At 38.7% G+C, this 21,919-nt stretch carries 22 protein-coding genes and 1 pseudogene; 21 read left to right on the top strand and 2 right to left on the bottom strand.

Annotation, left to right across the window (positions count from 1 at the left end; all coding sequences use genetic code 11):
* Positions 1 to 60 precede the first annotated feature (60 nt).
* From OW255_RS14690 to lysS, 4 genes and pseudogenes are all read left to right on the top strand, one after another.
* A complete protein-coding gene (locus OW255_RS14690) occupies positions 61 to 417 on the top strand; it encodes a DUF6145 family protein (protein ID WP_024838401.1) in 357 nt (118 codons plus the stop codon).
* Positions 414 to 1,382: a tRNA dihydrouridine synthase DusB gene (gene dusB, locus OW255_RS14685; protein WP_024838400.1), complete on the top strand. Its 969-nt coding sequence runs from the start codon at positions 414 to 416 to the stop codon at positions 1,380 to 1,382. Before OW255_RS14690 ends, dusB begins: the two co-directional genes overlap by 4 nt.
* A gap of 98 nt (positions 1,383 to 1,480) precedes the next feature.
* Positions 1,481 to 1,963, top strand: a complete 483-nt coding sequence (greA, locus tag OW255_RS14680; protein WP_024838399.1) for a transcription elongation factor GreA — start codon at positions 1,481 to 1,483, stop codon at positions 1,961 to 1,963.
* A gap of 120 nt (positions 1,964 to 2,083) precedes the next feature.
* Positions 2,084 to 3,580, top strand: a pseudogene (gene lysS / locus OW255_RS14675) (lysine--tRNA ligase); the annotation flags it as partial.
* 192 nt (positions 3,581 to 3,772) lie between these two features.
* Here the strand turns inward: lysS and OW255_RS14670 are convergent.
* Positions 3,773 to 4,717 (bottom strand): helix-turn-helix transcriptional regulator, encoded by a 945-nt coding sequence (locus tag OW255_RS14670; protein ID WP_268114482.1) that lies wholly within the window; start codon positions 4,715 to 4,717, stop codon positions 3,773 to 3,775.
* Between the two features lie 210 nt (positions 4,718 to 4,927).
* On the opposite strand from OW255_RS14670, the gene OW255_RS14665 reads away from it, so the two are divergent.
* The 11 genes from OW255_RS14665 to OW255_RS14615 all read left to right on the top strand — a co-directional run bounded on the left by OW255_RS14665 (position 4,928) and on the right by OW255_RS14615 (position 14,921).
* Positions 4,928 to 5,500, top strand: a complete 573-nt coding sequence (locus tag OW255_RS14665; protein ID WP_268114481.1) for a flavin reductase family protein — start codon at positions 4,928 to 4,930, stop codon at positions 5,498 to 5,500.
* Positions 5,501 to 5,706: 206 nt separating this feature from the next.
* Entirely contained in the window at positions 5,707 to 6,432 is a 726-nt protein-coding gene (locus OW255_RS14660; protein WP_268114480.1) for a LytR/AlgR family response regulator transcription factor, read from the top strand.
* Positions 6,433 to 7,758, top strand: coding sequence for a sensor histidine kinase (locus tag OW255_RS14655; protein WP_268114479.1), 1,326 nt, complete (start codon positions 6,433 to 6,435; stop codon positions 7,756 to 7,758). It begins immediately after the preceding gene.
* A 121-nt stretch (positions 7,759 to 7,879) separates the two neighbouring features.
* On the top strand, positions 7,880 to 8,464 hold the full coding sequence (locus OW255_RS14650; protein ID WP_024838393.1) for an accessory gene regulator B family protein: 585 nt from the start codon (positions 7,880 to 7,882) through the stop codon (positions 8,462 to 8,464).
* Positions 8,461 to 8,604, top strand: a complete 144-nt coding sequence (locus OW255_RS14645; RefSeq protein ID WP_081752419.1) for a cyclic lactone autoinducer peptide — start codon at positions 8,461 to 8,463, stop codon at positions 8,602 to 8,604. Before OW255_RS14650 ends, OW255_RS14645 begins: the two co-directional genes overlap by 4 nt.
* Before the next feature lie 452 nt (positions 8,605 to 9,056).
* Positions 9,057 to 10,514 (top strand): radical SAM protein, encoded by a 1,458-nt coding sequence (locus OW255_RS14640; RefSeq protein WP_268114478.1) that lies wholly within the window; start codon positions 9,057 to 9,059, stop codon positions 10,512 to 10,514.
* The gene (locus tag OW255_RS14635) at positions 10,514 to 11,587 is read left to right on the top strand and encodes a TIGR04066 family peptide maturation system protein (protein WP_268114477.1); all 1,074 of its coding nucleotides are present in this window, start codon (positions 10,514 to 10,516) and stop codon (positions 11,585 to 11,587) included. The genes OW255_RS14640 and OW255_RS14635 overlap by 1 nt, the downstream gene beginning before the upstream one ends.
* 15 nt (positions 11,588 to 11,602) lie before the next feature.
* Positions 11,603 to 11,851, top strand: a complete 249-nt coding sequence (locus OW255_RS14630; RefSeq protein WP_268114476.1) for a hypothetical protein — start codon at positions 11,603 to 11,605, stop codon at positions 11,849 to 11,851.
* A 5-nt stretch (positions 11,852 to 11,856) separates the two neighbouring features.
* On the top strand, positions 11,857 to 13,569 hold the full coding sequence (locus OW255_RS14625) for an ABC transporter ATP-binding protein (protein ID WP_268114475.1): 1,713 nt from the start codon (positions 11,857 to 11,859) through the stop codon (positions 13,567 to 13,569).
* 119 nt (positions 13,570 to 13,688) lie between these two features.
* On the top strand, positions 13,689 to 14,291 hold the full coding sequence (locus tag OW255_RS14620) for a YczE/YyaS/YitT family protein (RefSeq protein ID WP_035318549.1): 603 nt from the start codon (positions 13,689 to 13,691) through the stop codon (positions 14,289 to 14,291).
* 354 nt (positions 14,292 to 14,645) lie between these two features.
* The gene (locus tag OW255_RS14615; protein ID WP_035318547.1) at positions 14,646 to 14,921 is read left to right on the top strand and encodes a hypothetical protein; all 276 of its coding nucleotides are present in this window, start codon (positions 14,646 to 14,648) and stop codon (positions 14,919 to 14,921) included.
* A gap of 86 nt (positions 14,922 to 15,007) precedes the next feature.
* Here the strand turns inward: OW255_RS14615 and OW255_RS14610 are convergent, their stop codons facing one another.
* Positions 15,008 to 15,643, bottom strand: a complete 636-nt coding sequence (locus OW255_RS14610; protein ID WP_035318545.1) for a superoxide dismutase — start codon at positions 15,641 to 15,643, stop codon at positions 15,008 to 15,010.
* A gap of 411 nt (positions 15,644 to 16,054) precedes the next feature.
* Here OW255_RS14610 and OW255_RS14605 point away from each other — a divergent pair, with 411 nt between their 5' ends.
* The 6 genes from OW255_RS14605 to OW255_RS14580 are packed head-to-tail and all read left to right on the top strand — an operon-like array spanning position 16,055 to position 21,908.
* Complete coding sequence (locus tag OW255_RS14605; RefSeq protein WP_268114474.1) at positions 16,055 to 17,080, top strand: sulfate ABC transporter substrate-binding protein; 1,026 nt, start codon at positions 16,055 to 16,057, stop codon at positions 17,078 to 17,080.
* A 21-nt stretch (positions 17,081 to 17,101) separates the two neighbouring features.
* Positions 17,102 to 17,944: a sulfate ABC transporter permease subunit CysT gene (gene cysT, locus OW255_RS14600; protein WP_268114473.1), complete on the top strand. Its 843-nt coding sequence runs from the start codon at positions 17,102 to 17,104 to the stop codon at positions 17,942 to 17,944.
* A 10-nt stretch (positions 17,945 to 17,954) separates the two neighbouring features.
* Entirely contained in the window at positions 17,955 to 18,812 is an 858-nt protein-coding gene (locus OW255_RS14595) for a sulfate ABC transporter permease (protein WP_268114472.1), read from the top strand.
* Between the two features lie 19 nt (positions 18,813 to 18,831).
* Complete coding sequence (locus tag OW255_RS14590; protein WP_024838383.1) at positions 18,832 to 19,896, top strand: ABC transporter ATP-binding protein; 1,065 nt, start codon at positions 18,832 to 18,834, stop codon at positions 19,894 to 19,896.
* A 31-nt stretch (positions 19,897 to 19,927) separates the two neighbouring features.
* A complete protein-coding gene (locus tag OW255_RS14585; RefSeq protein WP_268114471.1) occupies positions 19,928 to 21,613 on the top strand; it encodes an adenylyl-sulfate reductase subunit alpha in 1,686 nt (561 codons plus the stop codon).
* Entirely contained in the window at positions 21,597 to 21,908 is a 312-nt protein-coding gene (locus OW255_RS14580; RefSeq protein ID WP_024838381.1) for a 4Fe-4S dicluster domain-containing protein, read from the top strand. Before OW255_RS14585 ends, OW255_RS14580 begins: the two co-directional genes overlap by 17 nt.
* Positions 21,909 to 21,919: the final 11 nt, after the last annotated feature.

Raw genomic sequence — 21,919 nt, 5'->3', positions numbered from 1 at the left:
GCTTTTTTTATGAAAAAATGCAGGGAATTTTAGATAGAAAGTGCGGTGGCAGGAATAAAGATGGAACATGATGGAGACAATGTGGTGCTGTGTGGTGCCAATTCCTATGAGCAGAGATTCTATTTTAACCAGCAATTCCAAAGCCTTCCGGAGAGCATCAAACAGGATTTAAAAGTGATGTGCGTGCTTTATACGGAAGACGTAGGCGGTATTCTCCTTCTGGAATTTACGGAGGATGGCACACTGGAGTTTAAAGTGACGGCAGAAGAGAGCGATTATCTGTTTGATGAAATTGGAAGCGTGTTAAAGATAAAGCAGTACCGGAAGGAAAAAAGGGAACTCCTGGAAGCCTTAGAGATGTATTACCGGGTGTTTTATCTTGGAGAAGAATTAGAAAATGGAGCAATGGACAAGTGAAACTTAGAATTGGAAATGTGACGCTTGATAATAACCTGATACTTGCGCCGATGGCAGGAGTTACAGACCTGCCATTTCGATTTTTATGCAGGGAGCAGGGCTGCGGTATGGCAGTAACGGAGATGGTCAGCGCCAAAGCGATTTTATATAAAAACAGAAACACAAAAGAATTAATGGAAGTTGCAGACGGCGAAGGCCCGGTGAGCGTTCAGCTTTTTGGGTCAGATCCTTCCATTATGGCAGATATGGCGGCCCAGATTGAATCTGGTCCTTTTGCCTTTATAGATGTAAATATGGGCTGTCCGGTTCCCAAAATCGTCAACAATGGAGAAGGTTCTGCACTTATGAAGGACATAAAGCTGGCGGAGCGCATTTTATCTTCCATGGTAAAAGCAGTAAAAAAGCCTGTAACGGTTAAGTTTAGAAAAGGCTTTGCCGAGGATGATATTAATGCGGTTGAGTTTGCAAAAATGGCAGAGAGCTCCGGAGTGGCGGCAGTAGCTGTTCATGGACGGACCAGGGAACAGTATTATTCCGGAACCGCGGACTGGGATATCATCCGTAAAGTAAAGGAAGCCATCTCCCTTCCGGTCATTGGCAACGGCGATGTCTTTAAGCCGGAAGATGCCAAGGCACTTTTAGAGGAGACTGGATGTGACGGCATCATGATTGCCAGAGGCGCAAAAGGAAATCCCTGGATCTTTTCCAGAACCCTTCACTATCTGGAAACAGGAACCTTGCTCCCGGAGCCGAATGCAGGAGAGATCAGCCAAATGATCCTGCGTCATGGCAGTATGCAGATGGAGCAAAAAGGAGAAAATGTAGCCATGCGTGAGATGCGAAAGCATATGGCATGGTATACCGCAGGACTTCCTCATTCTGCCAAATTGAGAAATGATATCAATCAGGTAGAAACCATGGACGAATTAAGGCGATTTGTGGAAGAAAGAATCTTAGTATTGTAACCAGTAAAACCAAGCAGAATCTTGACATTTTCAGATGTTTACGCTATAATATCTGGAATGCGAATGAGCGAGTAAGAAACCAGGAGGAATCGAAAACCATGGTAGATAAGAAAAATATTTTAACCTACGAAGGTCTTAAAAGATACGAAGATGAGCTTCAGAACTTAAAGGTAGTTAAAAGAAAAGAAGTTGCCCAGAAGATCAAGGAAGCCAGAGAACAAGGCGACTTATCCGAGAATGCTGAGTATGATGCCGCTAAGGATGAACAAAGAGACATCGAGCTGCGTATAGAAGAACTGGAAAAATTACTCAAAAATGCAGAAGTCGTTGTGGAAGATGAAATAGACCTTGATAAGATTAACATTGGCTGTAAGGTAAAAGTTTACGATGTTGATGAAGACGAAGAGATGGAATTCAAGATTGTAGGCTCAACAGAAGCGAACAGCCTTCAGAATAAGATTTCCAACGAATCCCCGGTTGGCCAGGCGTTAATGGGCAAAAAGGTGGGAGACGTTGTAGAGGTGGAAACCCAGTCTGGTGTGATTCAGTATAAGGTACTGGAGATCCAGAGAGTATCATAAGTAATATATGCTTAGCGAACTTAAATCAGAGGCAGGCTGAGCTTTGGAAATTAACTGTTCGAGGAGCTGCAAGGCGAATCGAACTTCCTTATTTTATAGTTCACAAAGGAGTGCAAACAGGTGGCAGAACAGCAGAATCAAAACCAGAATCAGGTTGTGGAAGAGGATTTAAACCATTTATTAAAGGTTCGCCGTGAGAAGCTGGCAGAGCTTCAGGAAGCGGGAAAGGATCCGTTTCAGGTAACAAAATATGATGTCACTGTACACAGCAGCGACATTAAGGAGCATTACGATCAGTGGGAAGGCAAGGAAGTAACGATTGCAGGGCGTTTGATGTCCAAGAGAGTTATGGGAAAGGCTGCCTTTTGTAATGTTCAGGATTTAAAGGGCAATATCCAGTCCTATGTAGCCAGAGACAGCATTGGAGAAGAAGAGTATAAAGAATTCAAAAAGCTGGATATCGGTGATATCGTTGGAATTAAGGGTACTGCATTTACCACGAAAACAGGCGAGGTCTCTATCCACGCAGAAAGCGTAGATCTGCTGACTAAGAGCCTTCAGATTCTTCCTGAAAAGTTCCATGGACTTACCAATACAGATATCCGTTACAGACAGAGATATGTGGATCTGATCATGAATCCGGAGGTAAGAGATACCTTTGTAAAGAGATCCCAGATCATCAAAGCAATTCGTGACCATTTGGATGGCCAGGGCTTTATGGAAGTGGAAACACCTATGCTGGTAGCCAATGCCGGCGGTGCTGCTGCAAGACCATTTGAAACCCACTATAATGCACTTGATGAGGATGTAAAGCTCCGTATTTCTCTTGAACTTTATTTAAAGCGTCTGATCGTAGGCGGTTTAGAGCGTGTCTATGAAATCGGACGTGTTTTCCGTAATGAGGGAGTTGATACCCGACACAATCCGGAATTTACCCTGATGGAATTATATCAGGCCTATACTGATTACCACGGCATGATGGATCTGGTTGAGAATCTCTTCCGTTCCGTTGCCTTAAAGGTACTTGGTACTGCTGTTGTTACTTACGATGGTGTGGAAATCGACTTATCGAAGCCTTTTGAAAGAATCTCCATGGTTGATGCTCTTAAGAAGTATAAGGACATTGATTTTACAGAGGTTCATACAGACGAGGAAGCGAAGGCGCTGGCTGACAAATACCACGTATCCTACGAAGCACGTCATAAGAAAGGTGATATCTTAAGCCTTCTATTTGAAGAGTTCGTAGAAGAGCACCTGGTTCAGCCTACCTTTATCATTGATCATCCGGTGGAAATCTCCCCGCTGACCAAGAAAAAGCCAGAAGACCCAGAGTACACCGAGCGTTTCGAGCTGTTCATCACAAAGCGTGAGATGGCTAATGCTTATTCCGAGTTAAACGATCCTTTGGATCAGATCGAGCGTTTCAAGGCACAGGAAGCACTTCTTGCTGCTGGTGATGATGAGGCGAACTCTATGGATGATGACTTTATTAATGCGCTGATGATTGGTATGCCACCAACTGGCGGTATTGGTATTGGTATCGACCGTTTTGTTATGCTGCTTACAGATTCTTATGCTATCAGGGATGTGTTACTGTTCCCGACGATGAAGAGCTTGGATAAATAAATCCAGAGTTTATGGGATTCACAGACATTTTGAGAACTAAAGTACATCAAAAGTACATCAAATTTAATAAGAATGCACTATTAAAGGCACTTTTCTAAAGAAATATAGAAAAGTGCTCTTTTTGATGTTATAGAGAACAGAAGGAAAGAACGTGTTTAACTACAAAGGCCGTAACATTGACCATTAAAGCTGGCGAGGAGAAGTACCATAATACTGTTTAAAGGTCTTATAGAAATTGCTGCTATTGCTGTATCCCAGCATATCAGCAATTTTTTCAATGGAAAGATCCGTATGATCCAATAATAGCTTGGCTCTTCGCATAAGTGATTCAGTTACCAGAGCAGAAAAGGTCTTCCCTGTCTTTTCCGGCAAAAGACGGGAAATATAGACGGGATGATATCCGAAATGGGATGCAATCTCTTTCAATGTTACAGAGTCAGAGTGTAATTCGATATATTCCATGATACGGTCAATTAATGTCGTGCCAGTAGGTAGATGCTGGCGCTTGTACTCATAGGAAAGATACATTGCAAGGGACATGACCATAGGCTTTAATATTTTCTGTGTGTCCTCTGTTTTATGAGCATATTCAAGAATCATGACATTCAGCAGCAGCCAGATTGGCGAAGAATCTGGAATTTCCAGATGAATGAACTCTTCTGCATATTTGTTTTTCTGTGGTTTCAGAAAAAAATCGAGCATGGAGCTATCTGCTGCGAGCGCACTTAAGTATTCCCTGAAAAAGGTTTCTTTACGAATCAGTACTCCGAGAATAATACATTCGTGATCAGAATCCCGTTGGGCCGCATAGCCGCTGTAGGGCTGACCGATGTAGCAGTCTCCTTCTTTTACCGTGATCCGATTGTTACAGTTGGCGCTTAATGCATCATAATCTCCGTGGTAAGCAAAATGAATGAAAAAGAAGTCCTGGCGATGAAAACGCTCCTTAATTTTCTTTCCTTTAAATGCACACACCATAACTTCCTCGGATTTCTCTCCCAACCAATGAGAAATCAGTTCGTTATTTCCTGAGGACGGATCAGGGCTAAAGTCCCAATTGAGGTGCGGAAAGTCCTGACCTAATTTTTCTAACGCTTGATCGATTTCGGTATCGCAATTCCAAGACATAACAACGTTCCTTTCTTCAAATAGACATGCTTAAATCCGATTATAGGTTAAAATAAGCCATAATTCAAGTTAATATTTAGCGCTGATTTGGAGGGTGAAAATCTATATGATGGGTTAGTAACAAGAAAGTTTAAATTGGAAGCAATAAGGAAGTAAGAGCATAATGCATTGGATAACTGTGATTTATTACAAAATTTAAGGAGAATAAATATGTCTAGAATAAATATCGGAGCAAAGCCATACATCACACCGATGCCGGTTTTAATAATTTCATCTTATGATGGGGTTGAAAAGCCCACCGCCATGTTAGCGGTATGGGGCGGAATCACCAATGAGACAGAAATTACGATTACCGTAGCCTCCCAGAGAAATACGTTAAAGGGAATTCTTTCCAGAGGTTCCTTTGTTGTAAGTATGGCGGATGTGGAAAATGAAGCTGCCTGTGATTACCTTGGTATAACACCAGGGAATAAAGTGGGAGATAAATTTGAAAAGTCCGGATTTCATACAACAAAGTCCGAATTCGTAGATGCACCGATTATCGATGAGCTTCCTTTTGCCGTTGAATGCAGAGTGAAGAGCTATGATGAGGATACCTGGAGACTGGTTGGCGAAATCGTCAATGTAAGTCTGGATGAACGAATTCTTGGAGACGATGGCAAGGTATCATTTGAAAAATTCCATCCGATCACTTTCGATTGGATGAATAAGTCATACTTGTCCGTTGGTGAGAAGGTAGGTGATGCTTACCGCGATGGACTAAAGCTGAGAAAGAAGAACTAAGAAGAGGTGTTTTCCAGCCCCCGTTTTAATGGTTAGATAGTCATAGGTAATGTTTGCTAATTAAATAATGTTATGATAATATTATATCAAAAGGCTCTGATTTGGATCTATGAAATTAGGGCCTTTATATTGCAATTAAGAAGGCTCGAATATATAAAGATTAGTCGGTCAAAAGAAAAATATGTGAACTTTAGGGGGGTAAACGTATGTTTCGAATTGCTATATGTGATGATGAATATTATTTCAGACAGGAATTAAAAGAGATTATATCAGATTATATGAGGAACAAAGGATTGATTTTTCAAATAGATACCTTTGCTTCTGGCGAAGATTTTATCGCGCTTGGAATTGAAATGGTCAAGTATACCATTGTATTCCTTGATGTTAATATGAATAAGATGGATGGCGTTACAGCAGCTAAGGCAATACGAACCATAAGTAAAGAGATATTTATTGTTTTTGTGACAGCCTATGTAGACTACACGCTGGAAGGATATAAAGTAGATGCCATACGTTATTTATTAAAGGATAGTAATAATTTTAAAAGCACCATAAGTGAATGCATGGAAGCTGTTATCGATAAGATGAACTATACAGTTATAAAAAAGGTTTTTGATTTTAATGAGTCGAAAAGGGAAATTTCCTTAGACCGGCTTTTATACATAGAAAGTAAATTACATAAGCTGGAATTTCACATTATGGAACAAAAATTGAAAATTTACACGATGTATGAAACATTGAATGATTTGGAACGGGAGCTAAGGGGGTACAATTTTTTAAGAATTCATCAAAGCTTTCTTGTGAATTTAAAATACATGAATGAAGTATTTCGATATAAGACCATATTGAGCAATGGGATTGAGTTAATCATACCAAAGGCACGTTATAAACAAGTGAAAGATTCATTTATTGCGTATCAGGGAGAGATATAGATGAATTCTTATCTTGATAATTTACTAATCATTATTTTCGAGGTATTTTGCTGCAATGTTTTTTATGAATCCTTTGGAAGGAAAAGGTACAAGGATAAAAAATGTCTAAACTGCATACAATTGCTTTTTTTATGTCTATGTGGATTTTGCTTTGCAGAGCTGCTAGCCAATCATTTTATCGTCAGGCAACTCATAAATATCATTGTAATTTCAGGAGTCATGTATTGGCATACAAACATAAGTTATAATAAGTCTTTCGTATTGGCAATTTTATATGATGGGCTCATGTTAATGTCAGATTTTATTGCATTTTCTGTAAATAGCCGATTTTTTTCCAGTAATCATGAGATAATGGAATATCATGGATTAGAAGGTTATCTGGTAACTTTGCTTGGAAAAGTAATACTATTTTTATGTATTCTAATTATTAGAAAGAAATTCAGCCATAAGGATACAGATATGCTGAAAGATACAGAATGGCTAAGATTTTTATTTTTTCCAGTATTTACTATTATAATAATTTCATCCCTGTTATCCTCTTTTAATTATGTGGAGACAAAAAGGCAGGCAAATGTTTTATTTGTTCATGCGGTTGGTACAGCTGGCATGAATATGGTTGTTTTTTATTTGATCAATGATATTGTTGACAGGGAAATCAAGATCAATGATAACAGGATCAATCAAATGCAGGTGAAAAACCAGGTTAATATGTATCGCTCTATCTCCGAAAAATTTGAAAGTCAAAAAAGGAAAACACATGAATTTAAGAATCAAATTATGTGTATTGAATCGCTGTTAGCGAAAAAGCAATACGATGAATTGAAAAAGTATGTGAAAAATATTAATGGTGATCTGAATAAAGAGCTTGATCTGATTAACACCAATCATGTCATTATAAACGCTGTATTAAATACCAAATATCAGGAAATGACTGAAAAGAAAATTGTTTTTGTGTTCCGGGTAAACAACCTTGCAGAAGTAGGCATCAGAGATGAAGATATCGTGATTATTTTATCCAATCTTTTAAATAATGCAATTGAAGCATGCAATAAATGTAGTGGGAAGAGAATTATTAGACTTAAATTTATAAAAGAGAGTGATCACATTATTATTGCAGTAAAGAATACATTTAATCATATCATTCATTATAAAGATGGTGAAATAAAATCCACAAAAATATCAGAGGAAGGGGAACATGGGGTAGGAATTATAAATATTGTAAGGACCATAGAAAAATATGGAGGTTCTTATGTGATACAAGAATTGGAAAGAGAGTTTCTCTTTTCCATTGTAATACCATTAGGGCAAAAGAGGGGCATTCTATAAGTCGTATAATAGGATGCCCCTCTTTTTGTCCATTTTCTGCTTTCCAGTGTCCGGTATCTGCAAACCTACTTGTTTAAACTATGAATTATTTTATAATGCAGAATTAGGAGGTACATTTGATATGGTTGAAAAAATAGCAATCAGGATCGTTGGACGATTGAAAGAAGAATGTCTTATAAATGCTACTGACGAAGAATATTATGAGTATGCAGTCATCACCATAATAGAGCGTTACATAACTGTTATTACATTGTTGCTTTTAGGTATGGCTTATGGTCAAATTCTTCCTACCGTTTGTTTTTTATGTTTCTTCTTGTCGCTGAGAAAACGGACAGGAGGATATCATGCAGATAAGTTCTGGAAGTGCTACCTTGGCACGGCTGTAACGTTCATTGCTGTGATAGAAATTACAAAAATGCTTTCTGAAAAACCAATCATAATGTATGGACTATTGCTCTGCTCTGTTATTTTAATTGAGGTAATTGGAACGGTGAATCATCCTAATATGGATATGGATGTTCATGAGCTGCAGGAGTCTAAAAAAGCAGCCAGATTAGTGGTCTTGTTAGAAGCCATGGTCATTGTATCATTTATATTCCTAAGGATTGAAAGTGTGTATATAGGTTATATGTCAATAGCTATTATCTTATGTGCATTTTTATTATGCCTGGCAAAAATGATAAAACAGGAGGTAAGAACAATATGAAGAAAAAGGAAACATTGGAAAAGAAGGTTTTAAACGTAGTGGAGAAGATCGCCCGAAAAGAGATTACTGAAAATCTCTATAGCTGGCCGCCCCATTGTATGGGCATCTATCATCAACCGAAAAGACCAAAAAGGAAATAGGTGAATGCGTATAAGCAGCTAATACATATAGAGTGTTCAAAGTATTAGTATTACTTATAAATATAAATGAAGATAGGAGGTGTAAATATGAAAAAACCGCTTATGAAAAAAGCTTCAACCGGAACCAGAGGTTATGTAATGGGAAATTGTTCATGCCCATGTAGCTGTAGCGTTGCTTACGAATACGGTACATCATACCAGGTAGTACATTATATCTTTATCCTCTAGGCTTTGGCTTATGAGAAAATTAAAGATGTTTTCATTATCACCAAAAAAGTGGGGGCTGATCATAAGGTTAGCTCCCTGCTTATCATATGAGTATGTTATCTATTTACCCCTAATAGGTAAAAAGTGAACGTATAAATCTAAAATAGTATGCAATTTGAAACTTCCGAGGATTCTATAAAATAAATGTGGATATATTATGATCGATTATAAGAGGGGGCAGAATCATGAATGAGCAGATAAAACCTATGTATCAACTGTTCCAAATAAGCAACCAAGATTTTTTTATGTTTGATACATATGCAAATAAGATTAAAAGAATAAGTAAAAATTGCTTTGAATATTTATATAAATTCAGCAAAGAAACGACAAATTTTTTTGAAAAAGCAGAAAGCGTAGATGATATTGAATTCAAAGAATTTTATAAAGAGAGTTTGAAACAAGGTCTTTTTAAAAAGTTCAGTATTGAAAAGCTTCAACATCCTATGACTGAACTTTTGGAAGATGTACTGGATGCGAACATAGAGAGTATTAACTTACAAGTGACTCAAAATTGTAATCTAAGATGTGATTATTGCCCCTATACAGGAAATTACTATAATAACAGGAAGCACTCTAATAAAAGAATGAGTTTTGAATTGGCAAAAAAGGGAATAGACTTCCTTTACAATCATTCCATGAATTGTGATGTAGTAAATGTTGCTTTTTATGGAGGTGAGCCATTATTGGAGTTTGAATTAATAAAAAGATGTGTTAAATATGCAAGGGAAAAATTTATATCAAAAAAAGTAGTATTTAATTTGACAACAAATGGTGTGTTGCTCACAGATGAAATAATGAAATTCTTTTCAGATAATGAGATTTTGTTAACAATAAGTTTAGATGGACCTAAAAATATTCATGATAAATCCCGTGTTACTGCCAATGGTACAGGTAGTTTTGAACTCATATACGAAAAACTGTGTTATTTTAAAGAAAAGTATCTAGAGTATTTTAATCAAAATGTCTCGTTTAATTCCGTAAGTGCCCAAGATGATGGGGTAATCGATATCGATTTGTTTTTTACAGAAGACCCTCTGTTTGAGTTCAGCAAAGTAAATACTACCTTTTACAGTACAAATTATTTAAGTGATGAAAAAGCGTTTGATAAACAGGCTGACAAGTTCAGGCAGCATATGGAATTTGAAAAATATAAGTGCTTTTTACATAAGATGAAGAGAGTAAAAGCTCTTCCAACAAGGATACAGTTAAATAGTTTTAATGAAGTGATTAGGACCGCAAAGCAGCTGCAAGATTTTACGGGGATACCTAAGGTTTTTCACCCATCAGGTCCTTGCGTTCCTGGCAGGAAAAAACTGTTTATGAATATAGACGGGAATTTTTATCCTTGTGAGAGGATTGATGAGACCTCTCCATGTTCTGTGATTGGTAATATAGAGGAAGGCTTATCATTAGATCAATGCAAAAAGCTTTTAAATGTTGGAAAGATAACGGAAGAAAAATGTAAGAGCTGTTGGGCGATTGCTCATTGCAAGTTATGTTTTGTTCAAGCGGATAATGGAGGAGAGCTTTGTGCAAAGAACAGGTTAGACCATTGCGGTAATTTACAAGATACGATTATAGATACCTTTAAGAATATTTGCGTATTAGCAAAAAGTGGCTATCATTTCGAGGAGGACATTTAATGAAAGAGAATGGTAAAATAGCTGTTATTTATCCAATAAAAAAGGAGTATGTGGAAATAATAAAATATAGAGATATGTTAAACGATTATGAAACGATTATTCCGGTGGCATTGGCAGGACAAGGAATCGAAGACAGGGATGTTGGGGAATTAATAAAGGAGAATCCACTGGGGATTGAGGTAACGGCAAATATTAATGAGAGTATAAAATCGGCAACTGATATTATTTTTACAGAATTTTCTGAAGCTGTGTATGAGAAAATGATATACTCCATAGAACAAGCGAAAAACATCATTTGTTTATGTGAAATGGAAAGTGAAGTGGAGGAACCATTGATTCAAAAATGTAAGGAAAAGGGGACTACTTATAAAAACTACTGCATTTCTCATGAAATATATCCTGAATTAAAGGAAAATCGTTTACATAAAATTAATGCGCCCATACTTCTTGTTTGTGGAATAGCAGAATATACAAATAAGTTTGAATTACAGCTTAAGGCGAGGAAGGAATTTTTAAATAGAGGGTATTGTGTTTCTCAAATAGGAAGTAAGGAATACAGCAGCTTTTTTGGTATGCATAATTTTCCAGAGTTTATGTTTGATAATATACCGGATATTGAAAAAATATACCGTTTCAATTCCTATATAAAACAAATTGAAAACACAGAGGAGCCGGAAATAATCATCATTGGTGTCCCGGGAGGAGCCATGCAATATGATGCGGATCATCCCAATGGATTTGGTATTATCAATTATTTGGTATCAAATTCTATCATTGTGGATGTTACACTGCTTTCCTTATCCTATAATGATTATGATGAATCATTCTGGGATTTTACTAAAAATTATCTGAAATTCAGATATGAGTATCCTGTACAAAGCTTTCATTTATCAAATATTTTTCATGATATATATGGAGGTGAAACATTTGATAAAGAACGATTAGTTTATATCAATCATAACAAGGTAGAGGAAAAAATACAAAGCTTAGATAAAAAGGATGTATTTAATCTGAATAATGAGGAAGCTTTTACGAGTGCAATTGATGAAATAATCAACTATTTGTCAAATTAGATGGAGGTCTATTATATGAACGGGATTAAAGAGAGTGTGTTAAACAAACTAGCTGAAAAATTTTCAGTGCACTTAACAGAAAGCCAATACGATACAAACTTTTTCAGCCCTGGTGTAGGTTTATTTGCAAGGAATTTTATCGATTTGATCTATGAGATTGAAGGAGAAAAGAATATTGTTTTTGACGAAAAGACATTGATGAATCCGGATTTTTGTACATTCAATGGATTTGTAAAGGAAATAGAAGAAAGGTTGATTGGTTAAAAACAATGAGTAACCGCGAGGCAGTAAGAAAATTGCTTCATCTTTTAAAGAAGTATAATAAAACCATAGCAGTGATTATCGGCTGCCTGTTGATTTCTACCGGACTCAGTTTATGCATCCCATTAATCAACAGGCAGATTATGGATGCTGGTTTTATTGGTGGAAATAAAAGTTTATTGATTCAATTATCTATTATGTTAATGGCAATCTACGGAGTAATTTCTGTGATTGATATCATAAAAGAAAGAAAAAGGATTCATATATCCGCTAAATTACAGTATTCCCTTTCGGAACAGTCATTTTCTCATTTGATGAAAATGGAAGCAGGCTGTTTTAATCGGACCAACTACGCGGAGTTATTAAATAATATTTATGCAGATATCAATAAAATGGTCATGATTGCAGATGAAAGTGTCTTTTTTGTTGTTACACAAGCATTTAATATGTTGGGAGGTATCGTTGGTCTTTTCATCATAGATGATAGAATGACCATTCTGGTACTTATATTTATACCTGTTAAATTTATTGTTATGAAGAATTTTGCTAAAAAGCAAAAATCGATTGTGGAGGAATTTATAATAAGCAACCAGATTTATGCGAATTGGTTTGGTGATACCGTAGGCGGGATTAATGAAGTTAAGTTATTTAACATTTACAATGAAAAGTATGATGAATTTTCCGTTCGCCAGAGACGCATTATAGAGAAACAAAGACAATTGAATATGCTCAGCCGATGGAATATCATAACGGATTCTATCATGGTTCATTTGTTATCGACGGTAATCTATGTCGTAGGGGCTAACCTGGTGTTTGATCTGCAGTTGACGGTTGGAAGTGTTTTCGCCTTTATTACATACAGCTCTTACGTAACAGGGCCTATAACGGCTATATTAAACATCGGGTATTTACTTTCAGGAATTATACCGTCTACAAAAAGGTTCTATGAGTTTATGGATTTGAAGGAAGAGAGTGATCATGGGTCATTGGCAGAAGCAGCATATGGGGATTTGGAATTAGAAAATATAACATTTTCCTATGAAACAGAAAAGCCTCTTCTAAAAGACGTTAATATGAAATTTCCAAAGGGAAGTAAAACTGCCTTAATCGGCAGAAATGGTTCAGGAAAATCAACCATTATAAATCTGCTTACCAGGCTATACGATCCGGCGGACGGCAAAATCCTATTGAATGGAACAGATATTTTTAAAATATCATTGCAGGAATATAGAAGCATGGTATCCATAGTAAGCCAGCAGATTTATCTTTTTAACGATACCATCAAAAATAATATATGCCTTTATAAAACAGTCAGCGATGAAGAAGTGGAAATTGCGTGTAGAGACAGCGGGTTAGATGATTTTCTAAAAGAGGTATCTCTCGATTATATGGTGGGACAAAATGGCTCAATGCTTTCTGGCGGGCAGAAGCAGAAGATAGCCCTTGCCAGAGCCCTTATTCATGACAGACCTATTATTTTATTTGATGAAGTCACTTCCAATACTGATGTTTATTCAGAACACCAGATCAACGGGTTACTGCATACCAGGTTAAAAGACAAAACAGTAGTTATCATTACTCACAGGCAAGAAATACTCAGTAAAGTAGATCAGGTCATTATATTAAAACATGGAACTGTCACCGATAGCGGAAGGTATGAGGAGTTATTAAATAATAATGATGAATTAAGTATCATGCTAAAGAATAATTTATCATTCTAAAGCCGCTTCTTATTTGCGTTAATTCTTCTTTTCTTTCTTTCCTCTTTATAGTATGATATAAAATACGTCATTGAATCATATTAGGATTGCTGGAAAGAATACGTAAAGAGGAGAGCAAGATGACAAAACGAATGTGGGATTTCCTGCTGGTTGTTGCGGGATCAATCATTATGGGCTGTGGAATCGCCTTTGAAGCAAAGTCAAATTTTGGACTAGATGCACTATCATTGTTTAATGAAGGGATGGGGAAGCTTTTTGGCGTTCCCTTGGGGACGGCATCCCAGATTTTCGTTGTAACTATCATCGTGATACTGTTTTTTATTGATAGAAAAAGAGTTGGTATTGGTTCTGTTGTCAATGGAGTTTTAGTTGGGGCTTCCGCCAATTTTTTTATGCCCTTGGTGAGCCAGCTAGATGATAACACCCTGCTAAAGGTATTGGCATTGATCATAGGTATACTTCTGGTAAGTGTTGGAATCGGAGTCTACGTTTCTGCAGGTCTGGGAGAGGGCGGAGTAGACGCCTGGATGATGTTTGTTTCGGATAAGCTAAAAAAAGAGGTCCGGTTTGTGAGAATCGCCATGGATGGCTTTTTGATCGTCATCGGGGCATTGTTAGGTGGAAGTATAGGACTGGGCACTTTAATCTCCATGCTGCTTTATGGTCCCATCATTCAGTTCACCCTCAATACCATGAACCGGCTTAGAGAACGTAACAATTAAGTGATGCAAGATATTCCATATGGATAATAGATAAAATCCAGAAATGAGTGAATGATACACTTGTTTCTGGATTTTCTGACCGATAATCAATTCCAGGATGAAAACAATAGAGACCTGTTTTTTTACAAATATATATATGTTTTTATTGTGTTATTTCTATTTTATTGCTAATATATTTATGGATATATTTGGGGAAAAACATTACTTCTATGGCAGAATTATGTATCTAAAAAACATCATTTTTTGAAAAAAAACTTTGATTTTTAAAAAATTTGTGATATATTAATAATAGTAATTATTACTTGTATAATATTTACGGAGGTCGATATGATATTGTGTTCTGGAGATAAAATTATGATATATGAAGAAAATAAAGAAAAGTGCTATCATGTTGCAGAAGCAACAGAAGACTATGTAAAGCTGACCAATGATGCATGCTACTTTATCAATGAGACCATTGATTTGAATGATAAATCAGTTCATGTAATGTCGACCCAAAATGATATCACCGGGTCTAAAGATAATGTCACTCAGATGGTCATGAATAAGATGCATAATGTAAAACAGATCAGCTATGAGAAAGCAATTAAAATTTTAGAGATACTTATGGATGTAGACAGCGAAGAGTAAGCCTGGCTGCATGGATAAGAGGAGCCATTCCTTGTAAGGCTCCTCTTTTTTAATGGGATAAGCCAAGATATACTATTACTAATATCCTATGAGGAACTGGATTTGTATTTCATATACAGCTCATTGGCATAGCACCAGTCCACCACCTGAAACCAGTCATCAATATAGGCGGCTCTCTGGTTATAATGTTTCAGATAATAGGCATGCTCCCATACATCAATGGTCGCAATAGGGCAGAGATTTTTAACAATAGGGGTATCCTGGTTGGCAGAAGTTACAAGCTTAAGTCCGCTGCCCCGTTCTAAGACAAGCCAGGCATAACCGGAGCCGAATACTGACAGAGCTTTGTTCTTAAATTCCTGAAAAAAGGAGTCAATAGAACCAAAGTCTTCCAGGATTGCAGAAAAAAGCATCCCGGCATTGCTCCGTGATTCCAGATCTGACATTCCATTAAAGTAAAATATGTGGTTGTAAACGCCGCCTCCATTATTTTTAATGGATTGCCGAATCACTTCCGGCAGGCAGTCTGCGTTACAAATCAGCTTTTCCAGTGACCAGTCATGAAGGTCACACCAGCCCTTTAACGTCTCGTTTAAATTGTTCACATAGGTCTGTAAATGTCTGTCATGATGCAGGCACATGGTTTTTGTATCGATAAATGGCTCCAGCGCATCATAGGCGTAGGGAAGCGGAGGATTTACAAAAGGATAATGCTCGTTCATAAAAAAACCTGTTATTATTTTTGCTATATCATATTCCAGGAACATGGGGATGTGTGGAATGCACAACATAAAATAAAGAAAAATAATAAAAATGGAGTAAAAATAAGATATTAGATAAAAAAATATTATTTTTTTTGTTAAATGTCTTGACTTATATGCATAGAATCCGCATAATAGTAACAATCAGATTCTATAATTGCTTATAGAAATACATAATAATCATAAATAATGAATAGAGTAATGAAAAAATGCCTTATGAGGCATATTTTTATACCCAATAAACATATATAATTAATATGTATATATGTTTAGGGCTAATCATATATCTTTTCTATGAGCCAATCATCATCATTCTGGTTGATTCATGAAGCTGATTTGAAAACCACATTTTTATATGAATAAGGAGGGATTATGAAAAAGACAAAAAACGTAAGGCTTACATTTCTGCTCTATGGCACGGCTCTATTGCTGTCAGGGTGCGCTAAGACAACGACTGCAGCAGCCGATGGCAAATTGACTATCACCAACGCTTCCTACGACCCCACCAGAGAATTTTATATGGCCTACAATGAAAAATTTGAGGCCTATTATAAAAACAAAACAGGTAAGGAGATTGAGGTAATACAATCTCATGGAGGTTCAGGCAGTCAGGCCAGATCCGTCATTGAGGGAGCCGGAGCCGATGTGGTGACCCTGGCCCTGGCCCATGATATTACCCTGATTGAAAAAGCAGGACTGATTGAACCTGGCTGGATCAAGGAGTTTAAGGATAATTCTGCTCCCTATACTTCAACCATTGTCTTTCTGGTGAGAAAAGGAAATGAAAAAGGAATCAAAGACTGGGATGATCTCATTCGGGAAGGAGTATCTGTTATCACTCCGGATCCCAAAAGCAGTGGAGGGGCATGCTGGAACTTTCTAGGTGCCTGGTATTATGCCGGAAAACAGTTTAACGGCGATGAGTCTGAAATGAAGAATTTTATGTCTAAGCTTTATTCCAATGTTACTGTTATGGACCCGGGGGCAAGAGGAGCCACTACCACCTTTGTGGAAAACGGCCAGGGAGATGTGCTGATTGCCTGGGAAAATGAAGCAATCATGGCAACAGAAGAATATCCAAATGAATTTGAAATCGTATCACCAAGTATGAGCATCTTGGCTCAGCCCAATGTAGCCATTGTAGACGAAAATGCGAATAAAAATAATACTCAGGAAGCAGCCAAGGAATATCTGGATTATCTTTATACCGATGAAGCCCAGAAAATCATCGGTGAATATGGCTACAGACCATCCAATCAGTCGGTATTAAAAGAATTTTCCAGTAAATTCGATTTGAATATGAAATTATGTACCATTGATGATTTTGGAGGCTGGGATGCAGCATATGAGAAATTTTTTGCTGATGGTGGTATTTTTGATGAAATCTATGAAAATTAGAAATTCTGACAGGAGTTTAATATGGTGAAAAAGTACATAAAGAAAGACCGGGTGATCCCCGGATTCGGTCTGACCATGGGGATTACGCTGTTCATGCTTTCTTTCCTTATATTACTTCCCCTTTTATCAGTTATGGTCTTTTCCTTAAAGCTTACCCCTTATGAATTTATAACGTTGATTACCAAAGATAACGTAATAAATTCATTTCAAACAAGTATCCTTTGTTCGTTCCTTGCTGCAGTAGTGAATTGCTTCTTTGGAATCATCCTTGCCTGGGTTCTGGTAAGGTATGACTTCCCCGGAAAGCGAATCATGGATGGTCTTATTGAGCTGCCCTTTGCCCTTCCAACCGCAGTGGCAGGCATTACCCTTTCCAAACTTTACTCGGATACAGGAATTCTTGGAAAGCCCCTTGCCCAGCTGGGATTCAAGGTTTCCTATACAAAAGCCGGACTTTTAATTGCCCTTGTATTTATTGGCCTGCCTTTTGTCGTCCGTGCCATTCAGCCGGTGCTTGAGAAGCTGGATCCGCAATATGAGGAGGCGGCCTACATACTGGGAGCAGGAAAGATAAAAACATTTCTAAAGGTAATATTGCCGGAGCTTCGTCCTGCCCTTTGGACCGGCTTTGGCCTGGCATTTGCAAGAGGCATGGGAGAGTATGGAAGCGTCATTTATATCTCTGGAAACAGCGCCAGAGAAAAAACCCAGGTGATTTCATATGTAATCATGCAGAAGCTTAATTATGTGGATTATGCGGGAGCTACTGCAATTGCGCTGGTTATGCTTATTATTTCCTTCCTCATATTGCTTGTCATCAATATGATTCAGATTTGCCAGTCAAGGCGTACGAATTTCATTTAGGAGGTATAGAATGAAAAAGGATAAGAGAAGAGAGAGTCAGGGAGTCAAATGGCTTTTGATTGGAATCAGTGTTCTTTTTATGGCAGTTATGCTGGTATTACCCTTAGTTTCTGTTATTGTCAATTCTTTCAGTCTTGGGATTCCGTTCTATGTACGTTCTTTGCAGGCAGAGTTTACCAGATCGGCTCTTAAAGTCACTCTTTTGGCTGCCGTAATAGCCGTTTCGGTAAATACCTTTTTTGGCATAGGAGCCGCCTGGGTAATCACTAAATTTTCCTTTAAAGGAAAGCAGGTACTGGCGGCTCTCATTGATATCCCGTTTTCCATTTCTCCTGTGATTGCAGGTCTGGCGTTTCTAATGACCTTTGGACGTCTTGGTTGGGCCAATTCCCCTATTACACAGCTAAACGAATGGCTGGGGACGGATATCAAGATTGTCTTTGCTCTGCCGGGAGTCATTCTTGCCACCATATTTGTTACGTTCCCCTTTGTATCAAGAGAAATCATACCAGTCCTTCATGCACAGGGAACGGATGAGGAGGAAGCGGCTGCCCTTATGGGAGCCAGCGGATTTTATATCTTCCGAAAGATCACATTTCCCCATATCAAATGGGCTTTGGTCTATGGCGTGATTTTATGTACGGCAAGAGCACTTGGAGAGTTTGGTGCGGTCAACGCGCTTTCAAAGGCAAGAGGAAAGACCTTTACTCTGCCTCTTGAAATAGATGCTTTATACCTGTCAGGTTCCAGTGATTCCATTACGGCGGCATTTGCAGTTTCTTCCCTGCTTGTCATTATGGCGGTAGCTGTAATCGCAGTGAGAAACGTTTTGGAGTATCAGGCAGGAAAGAAGGAAAAAAGAGTTTAGAACAGGAAAGGAGGAAGAGATGTACGTTGAACTGAAACATATACATAAAACCTATGGAAGCTACAAAGCGTCAGAGGATATTAATATCGGGATTCAAAAGGGAAGGCTGGCTGCACTGTTAGGCCCAAGCGGAAGCGGAAAGACCACCATACTGCGCATGATCGCAGGACTGGAGACTCCTGATTCGGGTGATATCATCATTGATGGGAGAAGAGTCAATGACATTTCTCCTGCGGAGAGAGGAATCGGCTTTGTTTTTCAGAACTACGCCTTATTCCGCTATATGACAGTTTATGAAAATCTGGCTTTTGGCCTGGAGATTAAAAAGCTTCCAAAGAAAGAAATAAAGGAACGGATTTCAGAGCTTATGGAGCTTACGGGGCTTCAGGGGCTGGAAAAAAGATATCCCAATCAGCTTTCCGGAGGCCAGAGACAGCGTGTGGCTTTCGCAAGAGCTCTTGCACCAAACCCCAGCCTTCTCCTCCTTGATGAGCCATTTGCAGCCATCGATGCCAAAATCAGAGGAGAGCTTAGAAGCTGGCTTCGAGACATGATACATAAGGTGGGCATCACCAGTATCTTTGTTACCCATGACCAGGATGAGGCAGTTGAGGCGGCGGATGAAATCATCATTACCAACAAAGGCCGGATCGAACAGGCGGGTTCTCCCCTTGATATTTATAAAAACCCTGAAACACCATTTGTGGCGGAATTCATCGGTGAGTCCTCTAAAATAGATGGGTATCATCAGTTAAAGGGCTTTGAAAAGGGAAGTTATAAAGGGGCGATTATCAGGCCTGAATTCGTAGAGAGCTTTAAAAGTGACAACACGAAATTTAAGGATATCATCAATCATTCAGAGGAAGGAACCATTGAAGATATCTCCTTTCGGGGGAATTGCCTTGAGGTTAAGCTGAGAGTGGGGGATATTTTGCTGACCACGCACCGTTCCCTGGAACGAAGGCCTGTAGCCATCGGAGAGCGGATGCACGTTATCGTATACCGCATGTATGCCTATGACGATGAAAAGTCTTATTTACTGGAAAATAAAGAACTGATCGGAAAGGAAATGGTCACCTTTTAAGTTCCCGGATCAGGTAAAGATAGGAGATAACATGAGTAAGAAGCTGGACCATAAAGTAATTCATACGGATGTACTGATTATAGGCGGAGGAACTGCCGGGTGTTATGGGGCAGTTACAATCAGTCAAAATTCAAACCTTTCCGTAGTCATTGCAGAAAAGGCTAATATAAAACGAAGCGGGTGTCTTGCGGCAGGGGTCAATGCCATCAATGCCTATATTGTAAAGGGCAGAACACCCGAGGATTACGTAAATTATGCTACAGAGGATGCCAAGGGCATTGTACGAAAGGATTTGCTTTTGACTGCGGCAGAGCGCTTCAATTCCGTGACAGCTGCCATGGAAGAGCTTGGTCTTGTCATTTTAAAGGATGAGGAAGGCAATTATGCGGCAAGAGGCAATCGGAATATTAAAATTAACGGAGAGAATTTTAAACCTCTTCTGGCAAAGGCAGTTAAGGAAGCTTCCAATGTCACCGTGCTGAACCGGGTCAATGTGACAGACCTGATTGTGGAAGAGAATGAAGTAAAGGGAGCCATTGGCTTTCATATTCTGGAGGATATTGTTTATGAAATCCGTGCCCGTAAGGTATTAATGGCAACGGGAGGGGCGGCTGGCCTCTACCGGCCGAATAACCCTGGATTTTCCCGTCACAAAATGTGGTATCCCCCCTTTAATACAGGAGCGGGATACGCCATGGGAATTTTATCCGGGGCAGAGATGACCTCCTTTGAAATGCGTTTTATTGCCTTACGGTGCAAGGACACTATAGCGCCTACAGGAACCATTGCCCAGGGAGCTGGTGCAAGACAGATCAATTCCTCTGGGGAAGTTTATGAGGATAAGTATGGAATCACCACAAGCGAACGGGTATACGGTACCATCAGGGAGAATTTAGAGGGCAGAGGTCCCTGCTATCTTAAGACCAGCAATATGGACACCGGTAAGGACGAGGAGCTGTTAAAGGCGTATCTTAATATGGCGCCCAGTCAGACCTTAAAGTGGCTGGAGAGCGGCAAAAATCCCAGCGAACAGGATGTAGAGATTTCAGGAACGGAACCTTATATTGTGGGAGGCCATACGGCCAGCGGCTACTGGGTGAATACAAAGCGGGAGACAACAATCAGGGGCCTGTATGCAGCCGGAGACGTTTCCGGTGGCTGTCCTCAAAAATATGTGACCGGGGCTCTTGCAGAAGGAGAGATTGCAGCCCTTGATATCATTGAAAAGATACAAGGGGAAAAAGAGCTGTCCGGGGATTTGGCATTTGCTGCTTCTAAAATAGAAGAATATGAAGGGAAGCTTAAAGATAAGCCTGGATTATTTACCGTTCAGGAGCTGGAAGAGGCCATGCAAAAGGCAATGGATGAATATGCAGGAGGCATTTCTACCTATTACCAGTACAACGAGTCAAATTTAAGCCTTGCAGAGGAAAAAATCAATCGGATATTAGGACTTTGGGAAGACTTAACCGCCTGCGATATGCGGGAACTGATGGAGATTTATGAATTAAGAGAACGTCTCATTGTCTGCAAGTCGGTCATTGCCCATCTGCTTCACAGAAAAGAAACGAGATGGCATTCCTTTAATGAAAATCTGGACTATAAGGAAACAGACAAAGCTTATGAAAAGTATGTTAACTCCAGACTGACAGAAGGGAATCTGCAGATGATTTACAGAGATATCGTAGAGGAGGCTGAGTATGAGCATAAGGATTGATAAAAACAAATGCGTGGGCTGTATGAAATGCATTGATGTCTGCCCTGGAAGTCTGATTGTTGAAAAGGATCATAAGGCTCATATGAGATACCCCAAAGACTGCTGGGGCTGTGTCTCCTGTGTTAAGGAATGCAGATTTTCAGCCATTGATTTTTATCTGGGAGCAGATATCGGAGGAAACGGAAGCACCATGAATGTATCCATAGAGGGAGATATCCTTCATTGGATCATCAGGAAAAAGGACGGAACTATAACTGAAATCCAAGTAAACAGCAAGGATTCAAATAAATATTAGGAGAGATGAAA

It is taken from the genome of Lacrimispora xylanolytica, assembly GCF_026723765.1.
Lineage (GTDB): Bacteria > Bacillota > Clostridia > Lachnospirales > Lachnospiraceae > Lacrimispora > Lacrimispora xylanolytica.
This window is presented reverse-complemented; position numbering and strand designations above follow the sequence as displayed.

Coding starts and splice junctions, on each gene's coding strand:
- OW255_RS14655 (WP_268114479.1), top strand. CDS start 6,433: ATGAATTCTTATCTTGATAATTTACTAATCATTATTTTCGAGGTATTT.
- OW255_RS14580 (WP_024838381.1), top strand. CDS start 21,597: ATGAGCATAAGGATTGATAAAAACAAATGCGTGGGCTGTATGAAATGC.
- OW255_RS14640 (WP_268114478.1), top strand. CDS start 9,057: ATGAATGAGCAGATAAAACCTATGTATCAACTGTTCCAAATAAGCAAC.
- OW255_RS14620 (WP_035318549.1), top strand. CDS start 13,689: ATGACAAAACGAATGTGGGATTTCCTGCTGGTTGTTGCGGGATCAATC.
- OW255_RS14645 (WP_081752419.1), top strand. CDS start 8,461: ATGAAGAAAAAGGAAACATTGGAAAAGAAGGTTTTAAACGTAGTGGAG.
- OW255_RS14615 (WP_035318547.1), top strand. CDS start 14,646: ATGATATATGAAGAAAATAAAGAAAAGTGCTATCATGTTGCAGAAGCA.
- OW255_RS14670 (WP_268114482.1), bottom strand. CDS start 4,717: ATGTCTTGGAATTGCGATACCGAAATCGATCAAGCGTTAGAAAAATTA.
- OW255_RS14610 (WP_035318545.1), bottom strand. CDS start 15,643: ATGAACGAGCATTATCCTTTTGTAAATCCTCCGCTTCCCTACGCCTAT.
- OW255_RS14590 (WP_024838383.1), top strand. CDS start 18,832: ATGTACGTTGAACTGAAACATATACATAAAACCTATGGAAGCTACAAA.
- OW255_RS14635 (WP_268114477.1), top strand. CDS start 10,514: ATGAAAGAGAATGGTAAAATAGCTGTTATTTATCCAATAAAAAAGGAG.
- OW255_RS14690 (WP_024838401.1), top strand. CDS start 61: ATGGAACATGATGGAGACAATGTGGTGCTGTGTGGTGCCAATTCCTAT.
- OW255_RS14650 (WP_024838393.1), top strand. CDS start 7,880: ATGGTTGAAAAAATAGCAATCAGGATCGTTGGACGATTGAAAGAAGAA.
- OW255_RS14625 (WP_268114475.1), top strand. CDS start 11,857: ATGAGTAACCGCGAGGCAGTAAGAAAATTGCTTCATCTTTTAAAGAAG.
- OW255_RS14585 (WP_268114471.1), top strand. CDS start 19,928: ATGAGTAAGAAGCTGGACCATAAAGTAATTCATACGGATGTACTGATT.
- OW255_RS14665 (WP_268114481.1), top strand. CDS start 4,928: ATGTCTAGAATAAATATCGGAGCAAAGCCATACATCACACCGATGCCG.
- OW255_RS14595 (WP_268114472.1), top strand. CDS start 17,955: ATGAAAAAGGATAAGAGAAGAGAGAGTCAGGGAGTCAAATGGCTTTTG.
- OW255_RS14630 (WP_268114476.1), top strand. CDS start 11,603: ATGAACGGGATTAAAGAGAGTGTGTTAAACAAACTAGCTGAAAAATTT.
- greA (WP_024838399.1), top strand. CDS start 1,481: ATGGTAGATAAGAAAAATATTTTAACCTACGAAGGTCTTAAAAGATAC.
- OW255_RS14660 (WP_268114480.1), top strand. CDS start 5,707: ATGTTTCGAATTGCTATATGTGATGATGAATATTATTTCAGACAGGAA.
- OW255_RS14605 (WP_268114474.1), top strand. CDS start 16,055: ATGAAAAAGACAAAAAACGTAAGGCTTACATTTCTGCTCTATGGCACG.
- cysT (WP_268114473.1), top strand. CDS start 17,102: ATGGTGAAAAAGTACATAAAGAAAGACCGGGTGATCCCCGGATTCGGT.